The sequence below is a fragment of the Candidatus Bipolaricaulota bacterium genome, assembly GCA_021159055.1.
In the GTDB taxonomy this organism is placed as follows: domain Bacteria; phylum Bipolaricaulota; class Bipolaricaulia; order UBA7950; family UBA9294; genus S016-54.
Window position 1 is genome coordinate 1 of the sequence record JAGGSO010000042.1, and the last position, 1,773, is coordinate 1,773.

General features: G+C 63.3%; 1 protein-coding gene. It reads left to right on the plus strand.

What is annotated here, in order from left to right:
- A partial coding sequence (locus tag J7J55_02235) for a sodium-translocating pyrophosphatase (GenBank protein MCD6141524.1) occupies positions 1 to 1,581 on the plus strand: 1,581 nt, incomplete at its 5' end.
- Positions 1,582 to 1,773 lie beyond the last annotated feature (192 nt).

The window sequence follows — 1,773 nt, forward strand, 5'->3', positions numbered from 1 at the left end:
GACCTCGTCGGGAAGGTCGAGATGCACATCCCGGAGGACGACCCGCGCAACCCGGCGACGATCGCGGATAACGTGGGGGACAACGTCGGAGACGTCGGCGGGCTCGGAGCCGACCTCCTCGAGTCGTTCATCGGGGCGATCATCTCGGTGATCGTCATGGTCCTCTACCTGTACGTTGGGCGGGACAACCCCAGCCTGCAGGGGATCATCTCCAAGCTTGGGTTCGCCGGAGGAATGAACCCGTCCGACTACTGGTGGGTCGTGCTCGCTCCGCTCGTGATCGTCGCCGGCGGGACGTTCTCCAGCCTCATTGCGATCCTGTACGTGCGGGTGAGCGGCCGGGCGGAGAACGTGCAGGGGATCCTGATGCGGGGGACGCGGATCGCGGCACTTCTGACCGCGGTGACCACTTTTCTCTTCTGCTGGTTCTCCCCCCTCTCCCTTAACATCTTCTACGAGGTGCTCCTCGGGCTGATCACCGGAGTGGCGATCGGGTTCTTCTCCGAGTACTACACCTCGACCACCTACAAGCCGGCACGCGAGCTGGCCAAGATGAACCAGAACGGACCGGGGATCGGAGTGGCCGAAGGGCTGGCCCTGGGGATGCTGAGCACCTTCCTTCCGGTCGTCGTCCTCGCCGGGGCGATCATCGGGGCGTATCAGTTCGGAAACTTGCTTGGAGTAGCGTTCGCGGCGATGGGGATGCTCTCGTTCGTGGCGATGACCGTGTCGGTCGATACCTACGGCCCGATCGCGGATAACGCCGGCGGGATCGCGACGATGGCCGAGCTTCCGCCCGAGGTGCGGGAGCGGACCGACAAGCTCGACGCGGTCGGAAATACGACCGCAGCGATCGGAAAGGGATTCGCCATCGGTTCAGCGGCGTTCGCCGCCCTCGGGCTGATCGCCTCCTACCTGTGGTCGGCGATCGGGAGCGCCTCCCAGGTCGTCGCGCCGCAGCTCCCGATTGTGGGACAGATTGCGGCCAATCTATCCCCAACCGGAAGCCCGATCGAGGTGGGGGCGTACGTGATCGCCGGTCTGATCCTCGGGGCAATGGTCCCCTACGTCTTCTCCGCCCTCCTTATCCGCGGAGTGAGCCACACCGCCGGGCTGTTGGTGGAGGAGATCCGCCGCCAGTTCAAGGAGAACCCGAAGATCATGGCCGGGGAAGAGCCAGCCGACTTCAACCGCTGCATCTCGATCACCGCCCACGGGGGACTGCACAAGATGTTCCTCCCAGCGATAATCGCGGTAGTCACTCCGCTCGCGTTCGGACTGATCTTCGGCCGCTACGCCCTCGGTGGGTTCCTGATCGGAGGATTGCTTTCGGCGATCCAGCTCGCCATCTTCTGCGGGAACGCCGGCGGGGCGATGGACAACGCCAAGAAGTACATCGAGGAGGGGCACTACGGCGGAAAGGGCTCCGAAGCGCACGACTCGAGCGTCGTTGGGGACACGGTCGGTGACCCGCTGAAGGACACGGTCGGCCCGTCCCTCGACATCCTGATCAAGCTGATGTCGGTCGTATCCCTCGTGTTTGCATCGCTCTTCCCGATCTACCCAATATGGGGTGGATAGGGAATCGGCAATAAATTGAGATACGACGGGCCCCGCCGCGCGCGGGGCCTTTTTGTTACAGGAGGAAGATCATGAAAAATCCGTTCCTGATCGGTGAAAGGGTCTACCTGCGTCCCCTCGACGAAGCTGACCTCGACCGCTGTCTGGGCTGGATCAACGATCCCGAAGTGATAAGCACTTTAGGGCGACGTT